This is a genomic window from Nocardia sp. NBC_00416 (assembly GCF_036032445.1).
Classification (GTDB): domain Bacteria; phylum Actinomycetota; class Actinomycetes; order Mycobacteriales; family Mycobacteriaceae; genus Nocardia.
In genome coordinates this window covers 3,832,546-3,856,143 of record NZ_CP107932.1, presented here as the reverse complement: position 1 = coordinate 3,856,143, position 23,598 = coordinate 3,832,546, and the positions used below count along the sequence as shown (strand labels likewise).

The window sequence follows — 23,598 nt, the reverse complement described above, 5'->3', positions numbered from 1 at the left end:
GACAGTGGGCCGCGGCCTCGCGGCGCACCTACGCGGGCCGGTCGGCAGACGCTATCGGAACGCGCGCCCCTGTTCGCGATCCAGTGCCGTCTCGCTCTTGTTCTTCAGCATGAACACGTACACCAGCAGCGAGACGAAGATGACGACGGTCACGTACACGATGAACCATGTCACGTGCCCGCCGTTCTTCGCGGCCTGGTAGATCATCGGCGCGGTACCGCCGAACACCGAATTGGCCAAAGCGTATCCGACCCCGACACCCAGGGCTCGGATATGGGAGGGGAAGAGTTCGGCCTTGACGATGGCGTTGATGGACGTGTAGCCGGTGATCACGACGTAGCCGAGGCAGGTCACCAGCAGGGTCGCCGCCACCGATGTCGCGTCCTGGAGGAAGGTGATGAGGAACCAGGTGTAAGCGACGCCGCCGATCCCGAAGAACACCAGCAGGGGTTTGCGGCCCACTTTGTCGCTGATCAACCCACCGACCGGCTGCAACAGCATGAGGAAGATCAATCCGGCGAGGTTGATCCAGGTCGCCGTCATGCCCCGGCCCTCGAACGCGGTCTTCACCATGGACGGCGCGTTCACGCTGTAGGTGTAGAAGGCGAGGGTGCCGCCCATGGTGAGCAGGAAGCACAGCAGCAGCGGGCGCCAGTGGTTGCGCAGCAGTTCACGCAGCGACCCCGACTCGGTGTCCTCGCCCCGCCGGACGGCGTCGAGCTGCGCCTCGGTGAGCGATTCGTCCATACTGCGGCGCAGCCAGAACACGACTACCGCGGCCACACCGCCGATGAAGAAGGCTATCCGCCAGCCGAAGTCGGAGATCTCCTGCTTGTCCAGGAACGTCTGCAGCACCAACAGGGTGAGTTGGGCCAGCACATGACCACCGACCAGGGTCACGTATTGGAACGACGAGAAGAACCCGCGGCGTTCCCGGGTGGCGGCCTCGGACATGTAGGTCGCCGACGCGCCGTACTCACCGCCGGTCGCGAATCCCTGCACCAGCCTGCACAGGATCAGGATCACGGCCGCGCCCACCCCGATCGTCTCGCGTCCCGGCACGATCGCGATCACCAGCGAACACGCCGCCATGAGCGAAACACTGAAGGTCAGGGCCGCGCGCCGGCCACGGCGGTCGGCGTAGCGGCCGAAGAACCACGAGCCGACCGGGCGCATCAGAAATGTGACGGCGAAGATCGCGTACACGTAGACGGTGGAGTTCTTGTCCGCCGAGTCGAAGAAATGGCCTTCGAAGTACGAAGCGAACACCGTGTAGACGTAGACGTCGTACCACTCGACGAGATTGCCCGAAGATCCGCGCAGCGTATTCCAGACAGCGCGACGAGTCGCCGCCCGTGACGACGCCGACCCGGCGCTCGATGCCCGCCCGGTGGACACGTCCGGGTCCGGGGTGGTGGTCTCTGACATTCGTGATCCCTCTCGTTCACCCGTGCAGAGTGCGCGGTGACCGAAGTCACGCGCCGCTCGCCACTCAGTGTGCAGGGCGGAACGACCTCGCGGAGGCGGGGTCGTAAATATCGGGACGGGCGGAAGTGATCACCAGCGGTTCCGCGTCTGCTCCGCCCGACCGGCCAACCCGTGAGGTCCGGCTGGCGGGTGCGCGGTGGGACTCGCTCACGGTCGCGGCCCACCCGGCCGGTCATGCCCACCTACGGCGGCCTGTTCGAGGCGCTGTACCGGGGTCCCGGCGGCGCTGCTGTCACGCGACCCGCCGGCGGCAGCCGTCCCGGCGGGGTCGCCGATCCTCGTGGTCCGACTGATCCCGGCCGTCGATCCAGTGGCCTGCGAACCAGCGCCGCCGGCTCCGGCCGAACCGTGCGCACACCCACCGTCTGAGTCGCCCGGAACTGTGCGAAGGTCCGAATTGCTGCTGCTCCCAAGATATCTCGCTCGAATCGACCGTCGTCGATCGAGGGATTCGGATACCATCCCCGCATATCGATCGGCCTACGCGGGACTACCTCGAAGCGGCGGTGTGGGCCATCCGGCACCGGCGCCTTCGACCGGGCGGTTCAGTAAGGAAAATTGTCATGGATCTCGAATTGACCGGCAAGAAGGCAGTCGTCACCGGAGCCAGTCGTGGTATCGGATTGGCCATCGCCGAGGCATTGACCGCCGAGGGGGTGCAGGTCGTCGGCGGCGCCCGGACCATCACACCCGAACTCGAAAAAGCCAGCATCGCCGCGGTGTCGGCCGATCTCGGCACCCCGGAGGGGGTGGCGCGGCTGATCGACGGCGCGCTCGCCGAACTCGGCGGCATCGACATCCTGGTCAACAATGTGGGTGGGGGTGACGCGGACCTGCTCGGGCTGGGCGGCTTCCTCGACGTCACCGACGATCAGTGGCGAAACCTGTTCGACCTCAACTTGTTCAGTGCCGTATGGGCTACCCGGGCCGCGCTGCCGAGCCTGCTGGAACGGCGTGGATCGATCGTGAACATCTCCTCGATCTTCGCCCGGACCCCCACCCCCGGCCCGATCGGCTACAGCGAGGCCAAGGCCGCGCTGTCGGCGCTCGGCAAACGACTCAGCGACGAGTTCGGTCCGCGCGGAGTGCGCGTCAACACCGTATCGCCGGGCGTGGTGGGCAGCCCGCTGTGGCGCGGTCCGGAGAGTTTCGGTACCAATGTCGCCGCCGCCCAGGGTCTGTCCCACGACGAACTGCTGGCGAACCTCGGCGATATCTTCAATGTCGCCTCCGGCCGGATCTCCGAGCCGGAAGAGGTCGCGGCACTGATCACCTTCCTGGTCTCCGATAGGTCGGCCAATATCGTGGGGGCGGATCTCGTCATCGACGGCGGCACCATCAAGACCGTCTGACATCCGGGCGCGCCGCCGAGGCGGTGTCAGCTCACCGGCCGGGTCTGGTGGGCCCTGCTGGTGAGCCAAGCCCCGATCAGCGAGTTCCTCTGGGGACGAGCCGAGTTCGGGGCTCTGGACCGGTGCGGTCTCGGCACGGCCGCGATCCGGTGAGTCGCCCGGCGGTTATCCGGACTTCTCGGGTGTGGTGAGGCAAGCTTGCCGGTGGCGGGAGTTAGCTGGTGGTCGGCGGCATGTGGAGGTGGGGGAGATGTCAGCAACCGACGCCGGCTCTCGGCAGGGCGATTCGTGGCTGCGCAGAGTCGGGGCTCTGCTCGGGCTGATCGCACCACACCGTAAAGCCCTGCTGGGAGCGACGGCGCTACTTCTCGTGGGTACCGGATTCTCGCTGGTGCAACCGCTGCTGGCGGGCCGGGTCATTCGGGACGCGAGTTCGGGTGACGCGATCGCATGGTCGCTCGCGGCGCTGGTCGGGGCCTACCTCCTGCACGCTGTCACCGATACCTGCGGACTCTACGTCCTGGAGCGCTCCGGTGAGTCGGTGCTCCTGGCGCTGCGCACTCGATTGTCGGGGCATCTGCTGAGGGTGAGTGTCCCGACGCTCGACTCGCTCCGGGTCGGTGACCTGATCTCGCGTGTGACCATGGATCCGACGGTTATTCGGAACGTTGTCGGAAGCACCCTGGTCCAAATATTCACCGGGACAGTGACACTCATCGGGACCGTCGCGGTGATGATCTATCTCGATCGGCTGTTGTTCTCGATCGTTTTCGTCACCGTCGGCGTCGCCGCGAGTGCGATGTTGCTGGTCATGACCAGAATCGAGAGAGCCTCGACGCAGTTGCAGGAGAGTGTCGGCGCGCTCTCCGCCGATATCGAACGGGCGCTCACCGGAGTACGTACGGTCAAGGTGAACAATGCCGAAGACCGCGAGCGCGAGCGCTTGACCGAGTCGGCCGGCGAGGCGTTTTCCGCCGGGGTCCGGGTCGCCGGGTTGCGGGCGCTGGGAACCCCGGCGATGCACCTGGCGGTGACCGGTTCTTTCGTGGTTTCTCTGCTGGTCGGTGGTGTCCGGGTGGCGAACCATCAGATGGAGTTGAGCAGCCTTGTCTCGATGATGCTGCTCGCGATGAACTTGTTGATGCCGGTCGGCGATCTCTTCAACGGCTCCGTCGGGCTCCAGCAGGCCCTGGGCGCGCTGAGCCGGATAAGGTCGACACTCGAATTACCGTGCGAGGACGTCGACGATGTCGAGCAGGGCGGTCCCGGACCGGACAGTCGATCGACGAGCGCGGCGACCGGAGAATTCGCGGGCGCCGACGATTTCGCGCTCGAGTTCAGAAATGTGCGTTTCTCCTACGACCAGCGGGCGATTCTGCGCGGCGTGACGTTCTCGGTTCCGTCCTGTGGGCATGTGGCACTGGTCGGGCAGTCCGGTGCCGGAAAGTCCACTGTGTTCTCGTTGGCGAGCAGGTTCTACAACCCGGACAACGGTGACATTCTGCTGGGCGGGCGGTCCTACACCGATCGCCCGCGGCGGGCATGGCGCTCGGATATCAGCCTGCTGGAACAGAACGCGCCGCTGTTGTTCGGCAGTCTTCGGGACAATCTGACCTACCGGGATCCCGGCCTCGCCGAGGACGACGTGCGGCGAGCGGTGGGGCTCGCGGGTCTGGCGGATCTCGTCGCCCGCCTGCCTCGTGGCCTCGACACCGAGGTGGGCGAACACGGCGCGCTGCTCTCGGGTGGTGAACGACAACGGGTGGCGTTGGCACGGGCACTGATACGACGCCCGGTGTTGATGATGCTCGATGAGCCCACAGCGATGCTCGACGCGGAGACCGAACAGGCTTTGCACGTGACCATCCGGGGAGTGCGGAACGAATGCGCACTGCTGGTCATCGCCCATCGCCTGTCCACCATTCGCGAAGCCGATACGGTCGTGTTCCTCGAAGACGGGCGGATAGTCGACAGTGGTCCGCACGAGGAGTTGCTGTCCCGGAACGGGGACTACCAGCAGCTCATCGGCGCGAAGGGGTGACCCGGCCGGCCGAAAACGGGCGTTGGCAGCGCGGTCACCGCGTGGACCACTCCAGGTCCGGCCCGCCGGTCGGCGGCATCGGCGATCACGGCATCTAATAGTAGGGAACCATGACGGTGCCGGCTTGTCTCCCCAGATCCTCGAGTCGCTCGAGTTCTTCCTCGCGGACGAACCCGAGAGTGAACGAATCGTCGGCCCAGAAGCCGATCAACTCGAAGCCGACTTCGGAGCTGTGCAGGTTCACCGAATTCAGGAAGTCGTTGAGTTCTTCGTGAGGATCCCGCTGGTCGTGGTCCTCGTCCAGCGGGTCCCGGTCGTGCCAGTCCCAGCTCATTCCCGGCGGAAATGTGGGTAGGGTGCTCAGGGCCTCCCGGATCTCCGGGGGTTGGGCCTTCCAGTCGAAGTGCTCCAGAATGGGGCAGGCATCGTCGTCTTCCCAACCGAGTGCGAGGGCATGCTCGAGCGCGCGCTCGGGAGCGGAACCAGCGTGGGGGTCACCGAGCGCGTGCGCCAATTTGCGCTGCGCCAGGTCGGAACCCGCTGACAGGAGATCGACGATCTCGATCAGCGCAGTACGAAGCGCCGGCCCGGGATACCACCGGCGGCACCGATGAGTTCGGCCGGCGGCCGGAGTCGTAAAGAGCATGGCGACAGTGATCATGCACGCGGTGGTGTCGGTGGACGGTTTCATCGCCGACCGCAACGACGAGGTCGGGCCGCTCTTCGACTGGTACTTCAACGGTGAGGTGCCGCTCGTCGAGGACGAAGCGCAAGAGCGGAACCACGCCCCGTTCCGGCTCGGCCGCCGCTCCTACGAGTACACCGGCCCGTTCTGGAACAGCATCGGCGCCACGATCCAGGGACGGCACCTGTTCGACCTCACCAACGGCTGGGAGGCGAAGCCGCCCGCGGGCGAGCACCTGCTCGTCGTCTCGCACCGGCCCAAGCCCGACAGCTGGCATCCAGAGGCGGATGTCCCGTTCTTCGACGACGTCGCCGCGGCCGTCGCCGAGGCGAAACGGCGGGCCGGTGATCGTGTGGTGGCGGTCTGCGCCGGTGCGGTGGGCGGGCAGGCGCTCGCGCTCGGCCTGGTCGACGAGGTCGCGATGGATGTGGTGCCGGTCGTATTCGGTTCGGGAAAAAGGTATTTCGGCTCGGTGGACGCCCAGCACCTGCTCGAGGATCCCGATGTCGTCATCCAGGGCGAGCGGGTGCTGCACCTGAGGTATCGCGTACGCCGCTGACCGAGTCAGCTGCTCGTCGAAACCGCGGTCAGCAGCGGAGGGTCCCAGGCGCTGACGGATCACGTCACGGCGGACTGTCGTCATGGGCCGAGCGGATCGGCGACACCAGGTCGTCGTGTCCGAACACCGGACAACCGCAGATCGTCGCCAGCGCGGCCCGCTGCCGGCCGGTCAATTCGTTGGCGAATACCACAGCCCCCGCATTCGCCCGGTGACACGCCTCCGCGATCTCGCGCACCTTGCCCATACTCATCAACGTCCTGGACGAATACGGTTCCGACATGGTGACCGCGCCGCCCGGAGTGTTCTTGCCCTTCTTGCCGCCCGAGACTCCGCGGCGCTGCACGAAACTCTCGACGACCCTGCCGCCGAGCCGGGTGACCTCGGCCGCGACCTCGGCCATCACCACCGGATGATCCGTGCGCTGGGCCGAGAACAGTCCTGCCACAACCACATCAGCCCCGGCGATGACAGTCCGCGGGTCCGGTGTCGCAACGCCCGGCAGGGTTCGCCGCCGTCCGCTGCCACCACCTCGCAGAATCCGCCGTCCACCCATACCCGGTCACCCTACCGAGGACGCTGTCCCGTGGGCCGGCGATAACTCCGAGTGCGGTCGACGAGCACGAGCTCGTGGAAGCACCCGTGCGTGCGTGTGCTCCCCGCGGCGCCACAGCCCAGACGTGACGTCCAGATTGTGGATCGGTAGTGGGCTCGGTCCGACGGACGGTCGGCGCAAGGCCGCGACGGGCCCGCTCGGGCAGAATCTTCCTGTGCAGCATTGACCGAGCTCCGGCCGCCGGTGCAGAAGGCGTTTCGTGAGATCGCCCGGCATCGCCACGCGACAGCCACGGTTGCTCGCATGCCTGACCGATCACCAGGCCAGGCCGTGGGCGGCGCGCCATCCCGCCCTGCCGCCCTCGGCCCTCACCGAACTACTCCATGACGACGACCGGCAGGTGGTCGAGGCAGCGGCGGCCAATCCATCGCTGCCGGATGCGGCCGTGCGGGCTGCGCTCGCGGCGGCGACCGGCGGCACGGCATAGTGCCGGGATCTGCGTTGGCAGAGCGGTGATCACTACTGCCCGCTACCGGAAGTAGGACGCGTAGTCGCCGAAAGGAACCTGGCCGCTGGGGCTCGCTGTGATGGCGTCGGCGACCTGCGCGGGTATGGGAGTCCAGTAGGCGGGCATCTGAGCCGCCAGGGACGGGTTCAATACGTAGATCAGGGCGAAGTTCACGATCCACAACGGCGGAGCCATGGACATGCCGACCTCGGCGCGCCCACCGTCCTTGGTGTTGGTCACCAGTTGCGCCGCGCCCGAAATCTGCTGTGCCGCGAACCCGTAGACAGCTTGCACCGGGTAGGCCGAGCGGTAGAGCGCTGTCAGGGTTCGCACCGCGTCGTTGTTCCGCAACCAGGTGCCGATATAACCGCCGGGCGCGATCAGGGTGTTCACCTGCCTGGTCGGCGCGTCGGTGTTGGCCGGGCTCTCCAGCAGTCCGCTCGGGTTCACATAGAGCCCGTAGCCGGCCAGCACCGACGGTGTGCGCTGCCCGTTCACCTGGGAATAGAGGGGGCGGCCGACCGTGTTGGTGAGGATCCGGACGCAGGCGTCGATCACCTCGGCCGCCTCGGGGTTGCCGCCGACCCCGCCGCCGGTGCTGAGGTCGCGGTACTGCTGGTCGGTCAGCGCGTCGGCGCTGCTGAGACCCACCTGACCGGCGATCTCGTCGGCCCGGGCCCGGCCGAGCGGCTGGTTGAGCTGCTCCGGACCCGTCATCTGGGTCGGCGCCACGTGCTCGTAGGCGGGCGCCCCGGCGAAGGGGATCGCGAACCCGGTGTCCGCCGACGGTTCGCCGACAGCGGTTCCGGTGACCGTCGAGGAGAGCAGGCACGCGCCGATCAGTGCCAGTACCGAGCGGGTTCCGCGGCGGGTGGACGATCCGGGCCGCGGCCCCCGCGCTGACCGTGTGCTGTGCATATGTCGACCTCTCAGAGCATTGTCGGATGAGGTAACACCAGCTTCCGGGTCAGTCAAAGCCGTGGCCCGCACTGTGTCAAGGCCCGCGGGTCGAGGTCGCGGACGCGAGACGCCGGGCCGGCCGGTATCCGATCACCGGGCCCCCGGTCGCACCCATCTGCTTATCGCGTCGATGGTCGCTTCGGGTGAGGTGTTGAAGCAGTACTTCACCCCGGGAGAGAGTGCGTTGACCACATTGACGACGCGCTCGAACAGCAGCGTGTGCTCGAGGCTCGCCCGTATCCCGGCGCCGATCATCACGACCGCGAAGGGCGTATCGGCGGCGCACCCGCGCAGCGCGGTTTCCGCCGCGTCGGGATCGGCCGGCAGCAGACACGACACCACATCGAATCCCGCGTCGTGCAACGCGCGATCGCCGGCGGCGATCCTGGCGGTGAGCGTCTCCTCGTCGAGCCCGGGAATCCGGCTGTAGTCGAGTGCGCTGGGGTGCAACCCGATCGACAATACGGTCGTCGTCGCGCTGGTCGGGTTCATCGTTTCTGCGGCCTCCTGTGTCGAAATCCAGAGGTATCCGGCGAGGACCGCGAGGATCGGCAGCGCGACGGCCGTCACGATCAACCCGGCTCGCGGACCCGGTCGCCTGCCGGGGGGACGGCCGGTCACCACGGTGTGCGGCCGTTGCGGTCGAAGAAACCACCGGTGGGACCGGTGGACTCGATATCGGCCAGATCGACAATGGCGTCGGTGCCCTCGGTGACTGTCTGGAAACCGGTGTGGTCGTTGAGGTCGGTAGCCGTGTAACCGGGGTCGACGGCGTTGATCCGGATGCCGGGGAGCGCGCGAGCATACTGGCTGGTGATCATGTTCAGTGCGGCTTTCGATGCCGGGTAACCGAGTGTGGGCTGGGCGAGGTCGGCCGCGGCGGGGTCGGTGATGGTCGCAATGGATCCCATTCCGCTGGACACCATGACGATCCGGGGATTCTCGCCGGCTTGCAGCAGCGGGAGAAACGCGTTCGTCACCCGGATCGCGCCCAGGACGTTGGTGTCGAACACTACCCCGAGGTCGGCGGCCGGCGTCTCGGCCGGCGGGGTCGCCGGCGCACCGATGCCGGCGTTGTTGACGAGGACGTCCAGATGCCGGGTGCGAGCACTCACGAGATCGAGGGCCTCGCGCACCGATTCGTCGCTGGTGATGTCCATCGGTACGAATTCCGCGTGCAGCCCGGCTGCGGCCAACTCGCGTACTGCCGTGGTGCCGCGGTCGACGTCTCGCGCGGCCAGGAACACCCGCCAGCCCATGGTCGCGAATCGCCGCACGGCTTCGCGTCCCAGTCCTTTGTTCGCACCGGTCACCAGAACGGTCGTCGCGGCCGCTGTAGTTGTCATATTCGCAGCATCGCGATCTTCGAACCGGGTCGCCAGGACCCCTGACCCATGGGACCGGCAGTACCATCCCCGCGATCGGCTGTCCGGGGCAGGATGGAGGAATGAACAGAGCCGAACTCGCGTCCGTGCTGCGTACCGCGCGTTCCCGGATCGAACCCGGGGATGTCGGACTGCCGTCGGGACAGCGGCGGCAGGTTCCCGGACTCCGGCGCGAAGAGGTCGCCCAGCTGGCGGGGCTCAGTGTCGACTACATCGTCCGGCTCGAGCAGGGACGGGGGCCCAAACCCTCCGCGCAGGTACTCGGCGCGCTGACCCGCGCCCTGCGATTCAACGATGACGACCGTGACCTGGTGTTCCGGCTCAGCGGCTGCGAACCGCCGCACGAGGGACACGTCCCCATGCTGGTGAACTCCAGCGCGCTCCGGGCGATGGACCGGATCTCCGACCGTCCGGTGGTGGTGCTGTCGGCCAAATCGGATGTGCTGGTGTGGAATTCACTCGCGGCCGCGCTGCTCGGCGACTTCTCCGAATGGCCGCCGGCCCGCCGGAACTTCCTCTGGCAGCGATTCCTCGGCGACGGCCTCGACCGGGTCGTCCGAGCGGCGGAGGAGGAGGCGGATTCGGCCGCGCACTGTGTGGGCTGCCTCCGGACGGCGCAGGCCCGCTACCCCGCAGACCCGGCACTCGTGCGTCTGATCACCGAGTTGCGCACCGGCAGCGAACGTTTCGATGATCTGTGGCGCGCCGGGCGGTCCGGTTCGATCCGCGCCACGACCGCGACGATCGACCACCCCGAGTTCGGCCTGCTCACCCTCGACTGCGACACCCTGCTGGTACCGGACACCGATCAGACGTTCGTCATCTACTCGGCCCCGCCGGATACACCCGAAGCCACCGCGCTGGACCTCATGCGTATCACCGGGATCGAACGATTCACCTACTGAGCGCACTGTGTGTTCGTGATCGGTCGAGTCCGATCGGGGCCGGGTGGGGCGGCCCCGGCTCTGCCGCGATCGCCCCGAGGGCGGTGGTTGTGCCGCCCTCGGGGCCATATCAGCGGCGGGTCTCGAGCTTCAGGTCGCCCGCGGTCACATTCCGGATGTGATCACTGGCGAGCATGTGGTGCGGGAAGCCGAGCTCTATCGCGCTGGACTCGTCGAGGCGGGCCAGCTGGGCGGCCGTGAAGTCGACCTCCAGGGCACCCAGATCGTCCTCCAGTTGGGCGGGGGTGCGAGCACCGATGATCGGCGCCGTCACGTCCGGGTTCTGCAGGGTCCAGGCCAGTCCGACCTGGGCGGGGGTGCGGCCCAACTCCATGGCGACCTCCCGCACGACCTCGGCGATGGCAAGGTTGCGTTCGGTGACCGTGCCCAGCGCGACGTTGAACCTCTTGCGGGTGCCGTCGTCGGATGCGACGCCCGAGGCGGTCAGGTCGGCGCGGCTGTACTTGCCGGTGAGCACCCCGCCGGCCAGCGGTGAATAGGGGATCACACCCAACCCCATCTCACGTGCCATGGGGATCAGGTCACGTTCCCCGGTGCGCTCGATCAGGTTGTATTCGATCTCCAGCGCGACCAGTGGCGACCAGCCCCGCAGGTCGGCGATCGTCTGCATACGTGACACCTGCCAGGCCGGGGCGTTGGAGATCGCCACGTACAAGATCTTGCCCTGCCGGACGAGATCGTCCATACCGCGCAGGATCTCCTCGACCGGCGTCGTGAAATCCCACACGTGCAGGTAGAGCAGATCGATGTAGTCGGTATTCAGCTGTCGCAGACTGGCTTCCACCGACCCGACCAGGCTCTTGCGGTGCGCACCGCCGGAATTCGGGTCACCCGGCCTGCGCAGCGTCGTGTATTTCGTGGCCAGAACCAAGCTGTCGCGGCTGTCGCGCGTGAATTCGCCGAGCAGACGCTCGGAGCTGCCGTTCGTATAGGTGGTGGCGGTGTCGATGAAATTGCCGCCGCGCTCCACGTAGTGGTCGAACAGCTTGCGCGCCTCGTCTCGCTCGGCGCCCCAGCCCCACTCGGTGCCGAAGGTCGCCGCTCCCAGCGCCAGCGGTGAGACCCGCAACCCGGAGCGGCCCAGCAGCCGGTAGGTGTCGAGGGTGAGCGCCATCATGTCCTCCTGTGCTCGTGATCTGTCGTCGAGAACAAGCCTGCGACCGCCGCGAGCAGGGGGTAAGGGAAAGAAGTGCCTGGGAACACCACTCCTACCCCGGCTGTTGGACCGGGCATGACGACCCCCACCGTGGACGCGACACAGGAGCTGGCCGCGTTCCTGCGAACTCGACGCGAACGCCTGGACCCGCGCGATTTCGGACTACCGGCGCGGCGGCAGGCGCGGCGGACCCCCGGACTGCGCCGCGAAGAGGTCGCCGAACTGGCCGGGGTCAGCATCGACTACATCGTGCGGCTGGAACAGGCCCGCGGACTCCGACCCTCAGCGGACGTGGTGGAAGCGCTGGCCCGGGCCCTGCGCCTGGCCCCCGCCGAACGCGCCTACCTCTTCGACCTGACCCGGCATCGCGCCCGCACTGTGGACGGCCCCGCCACCACCGCCGCGCCGCCGCTGGCCCGGCTGGTCGCCGACCTGTTGCCACTGCCGGCCATGCTGATGGACCACCGCTACGACATCCTGGCCTGGAACGGCGAAATGGCGAAGCTGCTGGTGGATTTCGACACCCTGCCGCCGGCGCAGCGCAACTCGATGTGGCTGTGCCTGATGCATCCGCGGATACGCGAGTCCTATGTCGACCGCGAACGCGTCGTGCGGGACGCCATCGCCCATCTGCGCGCCGCGTGGGCCGTGCATCCCGAGGATCGGCGATTGGCCGACCTCATCGCCGAACTCACCGCTCATGATGAGCACTTCGCACGACTATGGGACAGGCAGGACGTCTTGGGCAACGGTCGCGGAAGCAAGGCGATGCGTCATCCAGCCGTCGGTGCCATCGCAGTGGATTACGAAGTACTCATGCCGCTGCAAGATACCGACCAACGGTTGATGATCTGCCGCGCCGCGGACGATGCGAGCCAGGCGGCGTTGGACCGGTTGTCCACGCGGTGAGGTCCGCGCCGTCGACGGCCGGCCCAGCGCTCTCCGGTCTTTCCGGGCGATCCGAACGATTCGGATCAGGCCATCTCCGGAACCCGCAGATGGGCGAGCGCCAGTTCGAACTCCCGCACATCGAGAGCTTCGACGCCGGTTCGCCGGGCGGCGTCGACCCGCAGCGAAGCCGACTGCTCACGGCCGGCGCGCATCGCCTCGGCGCTCGCGTAGCTGGTGCACGATACGGCGCGTCCGGACTTTCGGTTGATCATCAGGCTCGCGCTGCAGAACCCCTCCAGGTCTTCCATTGCGGGCAAGGTGGCGGCCTTGTAGATCTCGACGGCCGATTCGAGCCGACTGGGATCGGTCTTGACCCAGGTCGCGCGCACGCATGCGCCCTCATTCGCGTGCTGAGCACGATGCAGCCCCGCGATCTCCCATTCCTCGATCTGTGCGCTGGCGCCGAACGTCGTGAGGGCGCGGTCGCGCAGCGGGCCGACCCGTTCCCGGCTGTCGTTCATCGCGTCCTCGGATCCCCAGGCAGTCGTGGCGATACAGTGCCCGGTGGCCCGGTCGACCAGCAGCGACAGCCCGATACACCCGGGGATCTCCTGTAACGCGGGCAGGACGACATCTCGCATATGCGCGATCCCGGCATCGATAGCTGAGGGTTGCGCCTGAATAGTGGTAGATCGCGCGAACACGATCCACCTCCTCTCCGCTCGAGGCGGCACCCCGGTGGCGCCACCGGTGCCCTTCACCCTGCTCCCCGGTTGTCGCGGTGGCAAGAGGCCCGATCGCCTCGTCCGGTCCCGACGTCACGGGGCGAATATCCGCGACGCCTTGCCTGTGCCGCTACGGCACGGTGTTCGATCGAGGGCGTAAACGTGCCCAGGAGCCGAGCGAGTGGAGAGTGACCATGACCGGACGATCGACCGACCAGCGACCGGCCCTGATCGATATCGAGGCGTTCTTCGCCGACCCGCTGTTCGCGAACCCGTCGATCTCCCCGGACGGAACCCGTATCGCCTACCTCGCCCCCCACCGTGGGCGACGCAACGTCTGGGTCCGCGGCGTCGACATGCCCCAGGACCACGCCGTCCCCGTCACCCACGACACCCGCCGCGGAATCACGACCTACTACTGGACCGACGACCCTCGCTGGCTGCTCTACCTCCAGGACACCGACGGCAACGAGGACTGGCATCTGCACCGCGTCGACCTCGACGACCCCGGCGCACCCGCCGTCGACCTCACCCCGATGGACCCGGGGTCGCGCGTGGTGGGCGCGGAGCCGCTGCTGTCGGTGCCCGGCAGCGTGCTGGTCACGATGAACCGGCGCCCGATGTTCTTCGACACGTTCCGGATCGACGTCGCCACCGGCGCGACGACCCTGCACCGCGAGCAGGACGATCCGACGGCTGCCGTCCTGCTCGACCGCCGTGGCGAGCCCGCCTTCCGGACCGCGCTCGCGGCGGACGGCACCGTCGAGATCTCCGCGATCGACCCCGGCTCCGGGCGGCCGCGGCTGCTGCGCCGGCTCGGGGGAGCCGAGCATCCGATGAGCGTCCAGCCCCAGGAGGTCACCGCCGACGGGAAGGGCCTGCTCGTCGGGTCTTTCCAGGACGGCGACGAGCTGCGACTGGTCCGCATCGACCATGCGACCGGCGCGGAGACCGTCGTCGCCGCCGTCGACGGTCACGACCTCGACATCAGCGGCATGATGCTGCCCGGCGTGCTCCCGCCCGCCGTCTACACCCACCGGCGTACCGGCGAGATCCTCGCCGCCCGCTTCGTCGCCGACCGCCCGCATATCGAGGTCCTGGACCCGCACTTCGCCGAAATCCACGCCCAGCTGCGGAAACTTTCCGACGGCGTGCTCGGCACCCTGTCCTGCGACGACTCCGGTCGACGCTGGGTCGCCACTTTCGCCCATGACCGCGACCCCGGCGTCACCTGGCTCTACGACCACGCCACCGGCGAGGCCCGGCTGCTGTTCCGCTCCTACCCGGACCGGGACCCGGACACCATGGCGCCCATGGAACCCGTCGGTTTCCCCGCGCGCGACGGGCTGCCCCTGCACGGGTTCCTCACCCTGCCGGTCGGCGTCGAACCGCGGAACCTCCCCTTGGTGCTGGTGGTGCACGGCGGGCCCTGGTATTACGACTCGTGGGGGTACAGCAGCGACGCGCAGTTCCTCGCCAACCGCGGCTACGCGGTGCTGCAGGTCAACTTCCGCGGCTCACTGGGCTATGGAAGGCGTCACGTCACCGCCGCGATCGGCGAGTTCGCCCGCGCGATGCACGACGACCTGATCGACGCCGTCGATTGGGCCGTCGCCCGCGGCTACGCCGATCCCGGCCGCGTCGGCATCTACGGCGGGTCCTACGGCGGTTACGCGGCGCTCGTCGGCGTCACCGTCACCCCGGACCGTTTCGCCGCCGCCGTCGACTACGTCGGCATCTCCGACCTCGCCAACTTCCTGCGCACCCTGCCGCCGTTCACCCGGGCCTTCAATGTCAACAGCTGGTATCGCTACGTCGGCGATCCCGAGATCCCCGAACAGGAGGCCGATATGCTGGCCCGTTCCCCGATCACCATGGTCGACCGGATCACCACTCCGCTGCTCGTCGCGCAGGGCGCCAACGACGTCCGCGTCGTCCAGGCCGAGTCGGACAACATCGTCGCCCGGTTGCGCGAGCGCGGGGTCCCGGTCGAGTACCTGGTCGCCGCGGACGAGGGCCACGGTTTCGAGAACACGGAGAACCGGATCATGCTGTATCGCGCGATCGAGCGGCATTTCGCCCGGCACCTCGGCGGCCGCAGCGTCGGCCCGACCCGGGCGGTGGACTCGGCGCCGGCACAGCGGAACAGCCTGTGGCGCAGACAGATACTCGATCCCTTCACCGGATACGACTATCGACCGGGGTAGAACGCTTGATCGGATATCGGGTCCACCCCTCCGATATCGCGTCGGCGGCCCCGGCGGCGATGTCGGCGATGATCCGCCGCAGGTGCGGGGGACGGTCGGCGGCCACCTCGAAAACCTGTTGGCGGACCCCGGCGACCACTGCTACTTTTCCGGGGACCGTGCGAGAGAACGAGGAGGTGGTACCCGTGAACGCAGTATCGACATGGGTGCTCCCCTCCGGGGCCACGGTCGGGCGATAGGTCGTCCGGGAGCGCCGCTCGAGAGCACTCCCGAAAGGCAAGACCATGCAATTCAACTCTGAAAAGCGCCTCGACGACGGCGTCCTCGAACGCGAATTCACCCTCGGCGAGATCCCCGGCTTCCTGTGGACGCCCCGGTCCGCCTCTGCCTCCGCACCGGCGCCGCTGATCCTGTGCGGCCACCCCGGCGGACTGCCCATGATGTACCCCCGCTTGGCGGCGCGGGCCAGATCCGCCGCGGCGGCGGGCTTCGCCGCGGCCACCCTCGAGCTCCCCGGGAGCGGTGACCGGCCCCGTTCGACCGCCGCCGAGCAGGCCCGCGCCGACCTGCGCCGGGCGATCGGGGCCGGCGCGCCGGTCGGCGACGAGATCGTCGCCCGGCTCGTCCTCCCGCTGGTCGAGCAGGCGGTTCCGGAGTGGCGGGCGGTCCTGGACGCGCTCCTTGCGTTGCCGGAGATCAGCGGCCCGGTCGGGTACTCGGGAGGGGTGATCGCCATCGGCGTCCGGCTGGCGGTGGTCGAGCCGCGCATCGCGGCCGCCCTGCTGTTCGCCGGGAGTTTCGTGCCCCGCGTCATGTTCGACGAGGCCCGGCAGGTCACCATTCCGCTGCAGGTCCTGTTGCAGTGGGACGACGAAGGCAACGACCGGCAACTGGCCCTGGACCTGTTCGACGCATTCGGCTCCGCGGAGAAGACGCTGCACGCCAATATGGGCGGGCATACCGGCGTTCCGCAGTTCGAGGGGGACGCCGGGAACCGGTTCTTCGCCCGGCACCTGAAGTGAGGCCCGGCCGGCAGCGGACGGTAGGCGCTGTCGGCCGGGATGTCGCTGATCGAGAACTCCCCGATGCAGGTGGAGTAGTCGGCAGTGACGAGACGCCTGCGTCCTCGTCACTGCCGCCTCTACAGCTAGTCGTAGAACTCGCCCTGCACCGGTAAGTAGATGGGCCGCTCACCAGGGCGGATGATCGGGCCGCCCCAGGCCGCGCCGGTGATCATTTTTTCGCGCTGTATCTCGATGAGTCGCTCCGCGGACCAGTCGGCGCCGTCCCGTGAATATCCCATGGTCTGCAGGCCTCTACTGAAATCTCCCGCGTCCACCTTGTCCAGCGTGCGGAGCAGTGCGGCGTCGAGCGGTTGATTCACATTGTCCGCGGCGAATCCCGAGACGATGATGTTCCCGTTCTCGCCCGGCACCCGTTCCTGCATGATGAGTTCGTTATCGGTCGCGGCTATCTTCCCCGGCGGGTGTACCCGTGCCAACGCGTTGTCCGGCATTCGATCGCCGTGGGCCATGATGTAGTCGAAAGCGCCGATCTCCTGCCCGGCCGGACTCCTGGTGTCATGGGACCCGCCTCGATTCAGGACGTATTCCTGGAAGGAGCCCTTCCCCCGATGCCCGACAAAGGTCCTGGTGGGTGGGACAACGCTCAACCCCAATAAGAGGCTCGCCTCGTAGGCATGCGCTTCGTTCTCGGTGTACTTCTCGTTTGCACGCCATTTGTAGATTCCGACCGGAGCACTGTCGTATGCGACGAGAAAAGCATTATGGCGCAGCTCGGTGAATCTCAGTTGCTCGAGCGTGGGCAGATTGTGGATACCGACCGGCCGGGCGGGGTCGAATGCCGGCGCGGTCGGGGGCTTTTCTCGAACCGCGATGCCGCTCGTCCGGCCGGATATCATCTGTGTCCCCTTGGTGCTCATATCATCGACCACCTCGTCCATGCCGTGCAGGATCCGGGCACTGGAACGCGTATCGCTCGCCAGTGCCGAGGCCGCCCTGCCGAGGTGCAACGTCAGCGTGTCCGGCAGGACCTGACATGTTCGGGTGAGTTTCGAAGGGCCGAACACTGTGTGCGGCACCGCCTTATAGGGTCTGCGGCCACTGCGTGCGGCCGGCGTGTTCATGCATGGCCGGGTCGCGAGACTTATCGCGCGGCGCGTTGTAGGTCGACGAAGAATTCGTTGCCGATAGTGGTCCAGCGCCCGTGCTCGGTGAGGGTCGCCAGCCCGATGGCGAGATCGTCAGTGAACTGTTTCGTTCGCTGACGCAGGAGATCTCGTTCCCGAGCGGTCTCCGGGCGGTAGCGCCGCATCGCCTCCGCGAGGCGAGCGGCGACGAGTGTCGCGTGCAGCACCCGGGTGAGTGGGCGAGCAACCGGCCGGAACGGCGAAGGGGCGCGGACGGATCCGTTGGTGAGCAGCTTGTCCACCGCCATCCGGGCTATCAGCTCCAGGTGGGTGGCTTCGTGGACGAGGAGTTCGTAGAGCACGACGGGCCGGGTGAGGTCGGCCCGTAGGAACACGGCCCCGTATGTCTGGGTCAGGGTGGCCGACGAGGAAGCTCGCGCGGAGCCCTTCGTCCAACGGACTTCCCGCACCAGAGTTTCGGTGATACGACTCATCTCCGGCCAGCTGTCGGCCAGGCGGGTGAGCGCGTTCCGTGCTCCGTCGAGAGTCGCCGGCTCGGGTGTCACGGATTCCAGCTCGACCGAGAGACTGTCGTTGCGTCGCTGATCGTCGACGAATCTGTCCAGCGCGTATTCCACCCACGGAGGCGGGTTGTGGCCGGTGGTCGTCAGCTGGAGCGGGGGTGGTGGACCGGCCGCGATCTGCTCGAGCTGCGCCACCGCCCGCCGGGCCGTGGTGAGCGCGCGCCGCTCGTCGGCCGAGCCCACGAAGTGGGCATGAGCGAGTTCCGGTGTGGTCCAGTCGGAGTCGGCCAGAGCAGGTAGGAGAGCTTCGATCCGGGTGGCCTGTCGTCGGTCCACCGAGTGGACGAGGGCGGCGCAGGCGCGGGCGACCTGTTGGTTCAATGCCGTGCTGTAGAGGCGCCGGAGGACCCGCCCTCCGTCCGGCGACGGGAGCCAGCGACCGAGATCGCCGTCGAGTGGAGTTGCCGCCGGACGGAGTGTCATATCGAATTCCGATCAGGTCTTCGTTCTACCCGCCGCCGGCTTAGTTGGCGCTGTCTTCGTCGACGACGCCGCCGTAGATATTGCTGAATCCGTCGATATCGTCGAGGGACAGGTCGACATTCACTGACTTATCGAACATGAGATCACTCCAGAAATATGGTGAGAAGGACGTCGTCAGCCTACAGTGCCCGAGCTGCTTACGGGGTGTCCGAATAACAATTTATGGAGGAAATATCAGCGGTTTGTGCAGTATGCACAAACCTGTCCTTTTATTGTGTCCTCTCGGCATATTGCCCGATCCTGAACTGCTGGTTAGAATCGTAATGGGCAGGGCGTGGAATTGAATTGATCATTTCCGGATTCGCGCCATGGAAAACGGCGTCCGTGATCGATATTTCGGCCGTTGATATACCTATCGAATTGCCCGTATCGCGAAACTGTCGAATTCCATGGCGATCAGCCGGCTGTTCGCCGAGCCGCGGACCCGGTACCGGCTGCCTCCTGGAAGTCGACGATGGCCCCGCCATGGTCCCTCGCCCAGTTCGTCAGGACATCGATGGGCTCGACGAGGGTCGCGCCGAGGTCGGTGAGGCTGTACACGACCCGCCGTGGCGCTTCGGCACGGCGTTCGACCAGTCCGTACTGCTGGAGTCGGCGCAGCGTCTGGGTGAGGACCTTGCGCGAAATACCGCCGATGAGGTCGACGAGTTCCCCGTGCCGGCGCGGCTGATGGCTGAGGCCGAAGAGCACGAGCACGGTCCATTTGTCGGACAGGATCTCGACCGCCAGTCGAGTGGGGCAGTCGGCGAGGAAGGCCGTTCCGGCGGCGTTCTGCATGGAAGTCAAAGGTACCAGGAGGTAACCCACGGCTCCGTAGCGTTTCCGGAGTAACGAGTTCAGTGCCAGATGCGGAGGAATCACCATGCCACGAGTCGTCGTATTCGACCGGTTCGGCGGGCCGGATGTCATGCACATCGTCGACGAGCCGGTCGTCGAGCCCGCGGCCGGCGAAGTACGGGTCAGGATCGAAGCGTTCGCCGTCAACCCGCTCGACCTGATGATGCGTTCCGGCGCCTCGCCCGCGCCCATCACCCTGCCGCGGGCACGCCTCGGCGTCGAAGGAACCGGCATCATCGACGCGGTGGGCCCTGAGGTCACCGGGCTGGAGGCCGGCGATCCGGTCGTTCTCACGGCCGTACCCGACGCGAGTGTCCGGGGTAGCTACGCCGAATACACCACGGTCCCGGCGAGCCGGGTCCTCGCCCGGCCGGCCGGGCTCGGAGTCGCTGCTGCGGCGGCGATCTGGGTCGCGTACTCCACGGCCTACGGCGCGCTCGTCGAGAAGGCGAGGATGCGTCCTGGCGACTATGTCCTCATCACTGCCGCGTCCGGCGGTGTGGGTCGGGCGGCCACGCAGATCGCCAACCAGATCGGCGCCGTGCCCATCGCCGTCACTCGGCACGCCGCGAAGCGGGACGACTTGATCGCCGCCGGCGCCGCCGCGGTCATCGCGACCGACCAGGTGGATATCGCCGAAGCCGTCCGCCACCACACCGGGGGCGCCGGCGCCGATATCGTCCTCGACCTGGTCATGGGTCCCGGCCAGCAGGATCTCCTGGCGGCGGCCCGCCCCGGTGGGACGCTGGTCGCCGCGGGCTTCCTGGATCCTCGGCCCACACCCTTCCCGGGGGGCGCGGCGCTCGCGATCTACAGCTACCGGAGTTTCGAGCACACCCTCGACCCCGTGGTGGTGAAGCGCATGGCGGCTTTCTTGAACGCCGGTGTCCGCCTCGGCGCACTGTCGCCCGCCGTCGACACGGTGTTCACCCTCGACGACGTCGTCGAGGCGCACCGCCATCTGGAGAAGGGGCTCCACGCCGGGAAGAAGATCGTCGTCACGGTCTAGCCGGTCGAGTCCTTCGGCTCCCACATGCAGGCCGGCGAGGCAGACCGGATCGACGGCGAGTTCTGCGGGCCGTCACCCGCCCAGATCGAGTTCATCACGACCGCGAACGTCGCACGCCGATAGTGCTTTCGGCAGGCGTCGGCGTATCGATCGAGACGCGTGAGCAATACAAACGACTGGTCAGCGAGCTCTGCGGGCGGCGCGGGGCCGGTCGGCACTCGCCGGCTCGATGCGGCGGGACTGCACGTGTTCGTAGAACATCGTGGTCTGCACGTCGACGATCTCACGGCGTTCGGCGAGCCGGTCGATGACGAAGGCGTAAATGCTGTCGACGTCCGGGACGGCCACGTGGATCAGGAAGTCGTGCGTGCCCGAGGTGACGAACAGGCCGATCACCTCGGGTATTCGTGCCGCCCAATCCCGGAACCCCTCGATGACGGGGCGGGCCGGCGGCCGGATGCGCACCGAGATCAGCGCCTGAACAGGCCGGCCTGCGGCGTCGAGGTCCAGGGCCGCGTGGTACCCGGTGATGACGCCGCACTCCGGAATCTCGCCACGGGCGCGACCGTGCGCCCGCTCTTGGTTTGCGCGGTCTCGACGGGTCTTTTCCAGGCGGCCTTCCTCTCCTCGGTGTCGCGGACCGGTGCCGCGCTGGCCACGGTGACCGCTCTGGGCGCCGCCTGGATGACCGGTACCGTCGCGGCGGTCGCCGGCTGCGCCCTGCTGCCGGCGCCGGTCGGCGGGGCCCGAATGGATCCGCTCGGCCTGTTGCTGGCGGTCGCCGCGGGTACCTGTTACGGCCTCTACACCGTCTGCGCCGGACAGATGGCCGCCGCGAACCGCGCCGCCGATCTGCCCGCACTGTCCGCGCTCGCCCTGCTGCTGGGCTCGCTTCCCTTGGTGCCTTGGATGATCAGCGACAGCACCCCCTTGCGCGGGACCGCTCTCGCCTTGATCGCCTGGCTGGGCCTGGCCACCACCACCGCCGCCGCGTACTGGCTGTTCACCGCGGGGCTCGTCCGGGTGCGGGCGACCACGGCCGGAACGCTAGGCCTCGCCGAGCCATTGGCCGCGGCAGTGATCGGCGTGCTCCTGCTCCACGAGCGTCTCTCGCCCCTGGCGTGGGGCGGCTGCGCGCTGATCCTCGCCGGAATGATCACCACGTGCCTGCCGCAGACGCCGCGCGGTCGCGATTCCGCACATGCGACGAAGTTCTCGAAGGGGGTTGACCTAAATAATTGTTTAGGTTTCAGGATGGTCTCACGAGAAGTTCACGACTCCAGGAGATCATCATGAGCACCGCCGCCACTATCGCCGGAACCGCCGCCCGCATCCCCGCCATGAATCGTCCGGTCGCCGTTTTCGGCGCGCTCGGCGCCGCTCTCCTGGCCAACCTCGTTGTCTGGCTGATCGGCGCGGCCGCCGGTGGCACGTTCGAAACGACCAATGCGGGTCAAGTGCAGAGTGTCGCCCCCGGCGGAATCATCACGATGACAGTGGTCCCGATGCTGATCGGTCTCAGCGCGGCTGCGCTGCTGTCCTACAAGTGGACCGGCGTGCTGCGCGTCGCCGCGGTGACGGGCCCGGTGCTCGCCGTCGCGACCATCGGCTCGACCGTGAGTGCCGACTTCGACACCGCGTCCACGATCGCGCTGTCGATCACGCACCTGACACTGGTCCCCGCCATAGTCGTCGCCACCGAGGGCATGCGCCGCAAGCTGATCGAAGGGTGACATGCACGAGAAGGGCCTGCATCCAATGGATGCAGGCCCTTCTCGTCGAAGCTCGGACCGAGCGGCGGCGGCCAGGTCAGTTCGGAAGCCCGTCGGGGTAGCAGACCGGGCGACAGAGCGTTCCGCAGAAGAAGTTGTCCAGAACGGCCGAACCGCTGGCGATCCCGCTGTTGCCGATCGCCTGTGTCTCGATCGGCTGGAGCTCGATCTGCGCCTGAGCCTGTGCGGGAGCGACGGACCTCAGCACCGCACCGGCCGGCAGCGCACCAGCGACGCGTGGGGCCGCAGCCGGCCACTTGCTCCCGGAGACTCGGAACCACGACATCGGAATTCGCCGATCCGAGAATCTTGGCGTCACCGCTGCCGAGGCGCGATCGCGTTCAGGTGTTCGCGGTCCCAGCCGGCGGCGTCGGCGGCGGCATCGTAGGTGGACCGGAGGAACTCCAGCACGGTGGCTTCGGGCTCGTCGGCGGTGCGCACCTGCTCGTAGGGAAGCAGGAACTCGTGGATGGAGGCGTCGTAGTAGCCGGCCCGCGGCCGGATCGGTGTCTGCGCGTATTCGTCGGGCTCGGGATAGGCGTAAGCGTAGAAACTGCCCTCGGCCGAGCCGCCGGGCCAGAAACCGGTGCTGGCCAGTTCGTGTGAATAGCCTTCGACCATGACCCAGTCGGCGCAGTTCGGGGCGCCACCCGGATGCGGTGGCGCGGTGCGCCCGGAGAAGCGGGTGTAGGCCAGGTCCATCGCACCCCAGAAGAAGTGCACCGGGCTGGCCTTGCCGGCGAACTCCCCGCGGAACCGGTTCAAGACGCGATCGGCGGCCACCAGCTGGCGCCAGAAGGTATTGGCGTGGTCCCGGTCGTAGGCGGCATGCGTGGTGTCCTCGGCGAACGGAATCGCGTTTTCCACCTCGACCGGCCGGGCCAGGATCGTGATGTCGATACCCAGCGCGTGCAGGGCAGCCATCACTTCCTCGTAGAACGTGGCCACGGTTTTGGCCTCCAGATTGATCCGGTGCCGCGCGCCGGTGCAGGACCGGATGAGTAGCTGGTGGTCGGTGAAGTCGAATTCGATATCGAACGTTCCGCGGTCGTAGGGGATCGCCGAGGTGGTCAACCCGCGTGCGGAGACATAGAAGGTCACCTGCCACCAGTGATTGACCATCGGGGCGCGGGCCAGGCGGAGTTTGCCGACGATCTGCGTCCACATGTGCAGTGTGTCGCGGGTATCGGCCCAGTCGTCCACCCGCAGGGCCGGCCAGACTTCGTTCGATGTGGTGCGCATATCCGTCCCTTCGGCTCGGTGAACCCGGGGGGCTCGGGGCGGGC

The 23,598-nt window shown here is 67.6% G+C and carries 25 protein-coding genes; 11 read left to right on the top strand and 14 right to left on the bottom strand.

Annotated features, from left to right (window positions below; genetic code table 11):
* Nucleotides 1-51: 51 nt before the first annotated feature.
* On the bottom strand, nt 52-1,428 hold the full coding sequence (locus OG804_RS16395) for an MFS transporter (RefSeq protein ID WP_328387481.1): 1,377 nt from the start codon (nt 1,426-1,428) through the stop codon (nt 52-54).
* 623 nt (nt 1,429-2,051) lie between these two features.
* Between OG804_RS16395 and OG804_RS16390 the strand changes: the two genes are divergently transcribed.
* Nucleotides 2,052-2,840, top strand: a complete 789-nt coding sequence (locus OG804_RS16390) for an oxidoreductase (RefSeq protein WP_328387479.1) — start codon at nt 2,052-2,054, stop codon at nt 2,838-2,840.
* A gap of 250 nt (nt 2,841-3,090) precedes the next feature.
* Nucleotides 3,091-4,881 carry an ABC transporter ATP-binding protein gene (locus OG804_RS16385; protein ID WP_328387477.1) on the top strand — a complete coding sequence of 597 codons (1,791 nt, stop codon included), beginning with the start codon at nt 3,091-3,093 and terminating at the stop codon, nt 4,879-4,881.
* Nucleotides 4,882-4,975: 94 nt separating this feature from the next.
* Here the strand turns inward: OG804_RS16385 and OG804_RS16380 are convergent, their stop codons facing one another.
* Nucleotides 4,976-5,542 carry a DUF6630 family protein gene (locus OG804_RS16380; RefSeq protein ID WP_328387475.1) on the bottom strand — a complete coding sequence of 189 codons (567 nt, stop codon included), beginning with the start codon at nt 5,540-5,542 and terminating at the stop codon, nt 4,976-4,978.
* Between OG804_RS16380 and OG804_RS16375 the strand changes: the two genes are divergently transcribed.
* The gene (locus tag OG804_RS16375; RefSeq protein ID WP_328387474.1) at nt 5,526-6,125 is read left to right on the top strand and encodes a dihydrofolate reductase family protein; all 600 of its coding nucleotides are present in this window, start codon (nt 5,526-5,528) and stop codon (nt 6,123-6,125) included. The two genes, OG804_RS16380 and OG804_RS16375, sit on opposite strands and share 17 nt — an antisense overlap.
* Nucleotides 6,126-6,189: 64 nt before the next feature.
* Here the strand turns inward: OG804_RS16375 and OG804_RS16370 are convergent, their stop codons facing one another.
* The gene (locus OG804_RS16370) at nt 6,190-6,573 is read right to left on the bottom strand and encodes a hypothetical protein (protein ID WP_328387472.1); all 384 of its coding nucleotides are present in this window, start codon (nt 6,571-6,573) and stop codon (nt 6,190-6,192) included.
* A gap of 367 nt (nt 6,574-6,940) precedes the next feature.
* Between OG804_RS16370 and OG804_RS16365 the strand changes: the two genes are divergently transcribed.
* Nucleotides 6,941-7,168 carry a hypothetical protein gene (locus OG804_RS16365; RefSeq protein ID WP_328387470.1) on the top strand — a complete coding sequence of 76 codons (228 nt, stop codon included), beginning with the start codon at nt 6,941-6,943 and terminating at the stop codon, nt 7,166-7,168.
* A 42-nt stretch (nt 7,169-7,210) separates the two neighbouring features.
* Here OG804_RS16365 and OG804_RS16360 read toward each other — a convergent pair whose 3' ends face one another.
* The 3 genes from OG804_RS16360 to OG804_RS16350 form a co-directional block, all read right to left on the bottom strand.
* Nucleotides 7,211-8,107 (bottom strand): hypothetical protein, encoded by an 897-nt coding sequence (locus OG804_RS16360; protein ID WP_328387468.1) that lies wholly within the window; start codon nt 8,105-8,107, stop codon nt 7,211-7,213.
* Nucleotides 8,108-8,239: 132 nt separating this feature from the next.
* Nucleotides 8,240-8,719 carry a hypothetical protein gene (locus OG804_RS16355; RefSeq protein WP_328387466.1) on the bottom strand — a complete coding sequence of 160 codons (480 nt, stop codon included), beginning with the start codon at nt 8,717-8,719 and terminating at the stop codon, nt 8,240-8,242.
* A gap of 47 nt (nt 8,720-8,766) precedes the next feature.
* Complete coding sequence (locus OG804_RS16350) at nt 8,767-9,495, bottom strand: SDR family NAD(P)-dependent oxidoreductase (RefSeq protein WP_328387464.1); 729 nt, start codon at nt 9,493-9,495, stop codon at nt 8,767-8,769.
* Between the two features lie 101 nt (nt 9,496-9,596).
* Here OG804_RS16350 and OG804_RS16345 point away from each other — a divergent pair, with 101 nt between their 5' ends.
* Entirely contained in the window at nt 9,597-10,439 is an 843-nt protein-coding gene (locus OG804_RS16345; protein WP_328387462.1) for a helix-turn-helix transcriptional regulator, read from the top strand.
* A 109-nt stretch (nt 10,440-10,548) separates the two neighbouring features.
* Here the strand turns inward: OG804_RS16345 and OG804_RS16340 are convergent, their stop codons facing one another.
* On the bottom strand, nt 10,549-11,613 hold the full coding sequence (locus OG804_RS16340; protein WP_328398441.1) for an aldo/keto reductase: 1,065 nt from the start codon (nt 11,611-11,613) through the stop codon (nt 10,549-10,551).
* A gap of 117 nt (nt 11,614-11,730) precedes the next feature.
* Here OG804_RS16340 and OG804_RS16335 point away from each other — a divergent pair, with 117 nt between their 5' ends.
* Nucleotides 11,731-12,564 carry a helix-turn-helix transcriptional regulator gene (locus OG804_RS16335; RefSeq protein WP_328387460.1) on the top strand — a complete coding sequence of 278 codons (834 nt, stop codon included), beginning with the start codon at nt 11,731-11,733 and terminating at the stop codon, nt 12,562-12,564.
* A gap of 65 nt (nt 12,565-12,629) precedes the next feature.
* Here the strand turns inward: OG804_RS16335 and OG804_RS16330 are convergent, their stop codons facing one another.
* The gene (locus OG804_RS16330) at nt 12,630-13,250 is read right to left on the bottom strand and encodes an antibiotic biosynthesis monooxygenase (protein ID WP_328387458.1); all 621 of its coding nucleotides are present in this window, start codon (nt 13,248-13,250) and stop codon (nt 12,630-12,632) included.
* A 215-nt stretch (nt 13,251-13,465) separates the two neighbouring features.
* Between OG804_RS16330 and OG804_RS16325 the strand changes: the two genes are divergently transcribed.
* Nucleotides 13,466-15,478 carry a S9 family peptidase gene (locus tag OG804_RS16325; RefSeq protein WP_328387456.1) on the top strand — a complete coding sequence of 671 codons (2,013 nt, stop codon included), beginning with the start codon at nt 13,466-13,468 and terminating at the stop codon, nt 15,476-15,478.
* Here the strand turns inward: OG804_RS16325 and OG804_RS16320 are convergent.
* Complete coding sequence (locus tag OG804_RS16320; RefSeq protein ID WP_328387455.1) at nt 15,450-15,764, bottom strand: hypothetical protein; 315 nt, start codon at nt 15,762-15,764, stop codon at nt 15,450-15,452. The two genes, OG804_RS16325 and OG804_RS16320, sit on opposite strands and share 29 nt — an antisense overlap.
* Between OG804_RS16320 and OG804_RS16315 the strand changes: the two genes are divergently transcribed.
* Nucleotides 15,763-16,500, top strand: a complete 738-nt coding sequence (locus OG804_RS16315; RefSeq protein WP_328387454.1) for an alpha/beta hydrolase — start codon at nt 15,763-15,765, stop codon at nt 16,498-16,500. The two genes, OG804_RS16320 and OG804_RS16315, sit on opposite strands and share 2 nt — an antisense overlap.
* Nucleotides 16,501-16,625: 125 nt before the next feature.
* Here the strand turns inward: OG804_RS16315 and OG804_RS16310 are convergent, their stop codons facing one another.
* The 3 genes from OG804_RS16310 to OG804_RS16300 form a co-directional block, all read right to left on the bottom strand.
* Nucleotides 16,626-17,579, bottom strand: coding sequence for a hypothetical protein (locus OG804_RS16310; RefSeq protein ID WP_328387453.1), 954 nt, complete (start codon nt 17,577-17,579; stop codon nt 16,626-16,628).
* 65 nt (nt 17,580-17,644) lie between these two features.
* A complete protein-coding gene (locus tag OG804_RS16305; protein WP_328387451.1) occupies nt 17,645-18,634 on the bottom strand; it encodes an aKG-HExxH-type peptide beta-hydroxylase in 990 nt (329 codons plus the stop codon).
* A 456-nt stretch (nt 18,635-19,090) separates the two neighbouring features.
* The gene (locus OG804_RS16300) at nt 19,091-19,471 is read right to left on the bottom strand and encodes a winged helix-turn-helix transcriptional regulator (RefSeq protein ID WP_328387449.1); all 381 of its coding nucleotides are present in this window, start codon (nt 19,469-19,471) and stop codon (nt 19,091-19,093) included.
* A gap of 85 nt (nt 19,472-19,556) precedes the next feature.
* Between OG804_RS16300 and OG804_RS16295 the strand changes: the two genes are divergently transcribed.
* Nucleotides 19,557-20,540: a zinc-dependent alcohol dehydrogenase family protein gene (locus tag OG804_RS16295; protein ID WP_328387447.1), complete on the top strand. Its 984-nt coding sequence runs from the start codon at nt 19,557-19,559 to the stop codon at nt 20,538-20,540.
* 180 nt (nt 20,541-20,720) lie between these two features.
* Here OG804_RS16295 and OG804_RS16290 read toward each other — a convergent pair whose 3' ends face one another.
* The gene (locus OG804_RS16290) at nt 20,721-21,005 is read right to left on the bottom strand and encodes an Lrp/AsnC ligand binding domain-containing protein (protein ID WP_328387445.1); all 285 of its coding nucleotides are present in this window, start codon (nt 21,003-21,005) and stop codon (nt 20,721-20,723) included.
* 51 nt (nt 21,006-21,056) lie between these two features.
* On the opposite strand from OG804_RS16290, the gene OG804_RS16285 reads away from it, so the two are divergent.
* Nucleotides 21,057-21,836, top strand: coding sequence for a DMT family transporter (locus OG804_RS16285; protein WP_328387443.1), 780 nt, complete (start codon nt 21,057-21,059; stop codon nt 21,834-21,836).
* Nucleotides 21,833-22,273, top strand: a complete 441-nt coding sequence (locus OG804_RS16280) for a DUF6069 family protein (RefSeq protein WP_442941540.1) — start codon at nt 21,833-21,835, stop codon at nt 22,271-22,273. The genes OG804_RS16285 and OG804_RS16280 overlap by 4 nt, the downstream gene beginning before the upstream one ends.
* A gap of 354 nt (nt 22,274-22,627) precedes the next feature.
* Here the strand turns inward: OG804_RS16280 and OG804_RS16275 are convergent, their stop codons facing one another.
* Nucleotides 22,628-23,554, bottom strand: a complete 927-nt coding sequence (locus OG804_RS16275) for a DUF5996 family protein (protein WP_328387441.1) — start codon at nt 23,552-23,554, stop codon at nt 22,628-22,630.
* Between the last annotated feature and the right edge of the window lie 44 nt (nt 23,555-23,598).

What these genes read in the sequence shown, in the direction of transcription:
- OG804_RS16295 (WP_328387447.1), top strand. Translation starts at nt 19,557, where the DNA reads ATGCCACGAGTCGTCGTATTCGACCGGTTCGGCGGGCCGGATGTCATG.
- OG804_RS16390 (WP_328387479.1), top strand. Translation starts at nt 2,052, where the DNA reads ATGGATCTCGAATTGACCGGCAAGAAGGCAGTCGTCACCGGAGCCAGT.
- OG804_RS16300 (WP_328387449.1), bottom strand. Translation starts at nt 19,471, where the DNA reads ATGCAGAACGCCGCCGGAACGGCCTTCCTCGCCGACTGCCCCACTCGA.
- OG804_RS16375 (WP_328387474.1), top strand. Translation starts at nt 5,526, where the DNA reads ATGGCGACAGTGATCATGCACGCGGTGGTGTCGGTGGACGGTTTCATC.
- OG804_RS16280 (WP_442941540.1), top strand. Translation starts at nt 21,833, where the DNA reads ATGAGCACCGCCGCCACTATCGCCGGAACCGCCGCCCGCATCCCCGCC.
- OG804_RS16395 (WP_328387481.1), bottom strand. Translation starts at nt 1,428, where the DNA reads ATGTCAGAGACCACCACCCCGGACCCGGACGTGTCCACCGGGCGGGCA.
- OG804_RS16315 (WP_328387454.1), top strand. Translation starts at nt 15,763, where the DNA reads ATGCAATTCAACTCTGAAAAGCGCCTCGACGACGGCGTCCTCGAACGC.
- OG804_RS16305 (WP_328387451.1), bottom strand. Translation starts at nt 18,634, where the DNA reads ATGACACTCCGTCCGGCGGCAACTCCACTCGACGGCGATCTCGGTCGC.
- OG804_RS16325 (WP_328387456.1), top strand. Translation starts at nt 13,466, where the DNA reads ATGACCGGACGATCGACCGACCAGCGACCGGCCCTGATCGATATCGAG.
- OG804_RS16350 (WP_328387464.1), bottom strand. Translation starts at nt 9,495, where the DNA reads ATGACAACTACAGCGGCCGCGACGACCGTTCTGGTGACCGGTGCGAAC.
- OG804_RS16320 (WP_328387455.1), bottom strand. Translation starts at nt 15,764, where the DNA reads ATGGTCTTGCCTTTCGGGAGTGCTCTCGAGCGGCGCTCCCGGACGACC.
- OG804_RS16335 (WP_328387460.1), top strand. Translation starts at nt 11,731, where the DNA reads ATGACGACCCCCACCGTGGACGCGACACAGGAGCTGGCCGCGTTCCTG.
- OG804_RS16345 (WP_328387462.1), top strand. Translation starts at nt 9,597, where the DNA reads ATGAACAGAGCCGAACTCGCGTCCGTGCTGCGTACCGCGCGTTCCCGG.
- OG804_RS16380 (WP_328387475.1), bottom strand. Translation starts at nt 5,542, where the DNA reads ATGATCACTGTCGCCATGCTCTTTACGACTCCGGCCGCCGGCCGAACT.
- OG804_RS16360 (WP_328387468.1), bottom strand. Translation starts at nt 8,107, where the DNA reads ATGCACAGCACACGGTCAGCGCGGGGGCCGCGGCCCGGATCGTCCACC.
- OG804_RS16385 (WP_328387477.1), top strand. Translation starts at nt 3,091, where the DNA reads ATGTCAGCAACCGACGCCGGCTCTCGGCAGGGCGATTCGTGGCTGCGC.
- OG804_RS16275 (WP_328387441.1), bottom strand. Translation starts at nt 23,554, where the DNA reads ATGCGCACCACATCGAACGAAGTCTGGCCGGCCCTGCGGGTGGACGAC.
- OG804_RS16340 (WP_328398441.1), bottom strand. Translation starts at nt 11,613, where the DNA reads ATGGCGCTCACCCTCGACACCTACCGGCTGCTGGGCCGCTCCGGGTTG.